Origin of the sequence: Acinetobacter sp. 161(2023) (assembly GCF_037027805.1) — a bacterium.
In the GTDB taxonomy this organism is placed as follows: domain Bacteria; phylum Pseudomonadota; class Gammaproteobacteria; order Pseudomonadales; family Moraxellaceae; genus Acinetobacter.
This window is the reverse complement of the sequence record NZ_JAZEYD010000052.1, coordinates 1-673: the sequence shown is the minus strand read 5'-3', so window position 1 is coordinate 673 and position 673 is coordinate 1. Positions and strand designations below refer to the sequence as shown.

Here is a 673-nt window from a genome sequence, read left to right as displayed (position 1 = left end):
ATTTAACATAATGGCTGTTATACGAAATTTGATTGATTTTTACTAAAACACTATTTGAAAATATAAAAAAAAGCCCAGTCATGGAATACTGGGTTATGGAAACTCAAATAAGGATTTATATTTTATAAAGTATTTAAAAAACCATAAAAAAACTATGGTTTTTTTTGTATAAACTTGCTTGTTGTCTCTACTTCATTGAATACTTCAAATTTTTTCCGATCATTATCGAGTTTAACAACGAGAGCTAAAATAAAAATCATTATTATAAAAGCTAGGAAAATCAAATGCCTTCTCATTATTAATTCCACTATCAGTGCTATAAAGTATGCTTCCCTATAGCAAATAGATAGGACATAAAGAATGAAAAGTAAAGCTCGATACTTTGAGACATGGCTATTGCCATATCTCAAAGTCGAGCCACTTTGCGATATTCGGTAGCAATAAGATTAAGAAAAGAACCGAGCAAAGTACTTGCCAGTATTTATTTAGGGTCAATAACACAGTAATCCTTATTCGTTCCATGACAGTCATTTTTCATAACTCGGACACAAGATTTATCATTACAATTTCTAATATCTAAATTATATCTTTGTTCTAGCCACGCTGCCTCTGCACGACGTTCCTTGATCTCATCAAAACTTGGAATAAATAAAAATATAAAAGACAGGAAAAC

The 673-nt window shown here is 30.2% G+C and carries 1 pseudogene; it reads right to left on the bottom strand.

Going from position 1 to position 673, the window contains the following annotated elements:
* Positions 1-481 precede the first annotated feature (481 nt).
* Positions 482-673: pseudogene (locus tag WA249_RS18905) on the bottom strand (hypothetical protein); the annotation flags it as partial.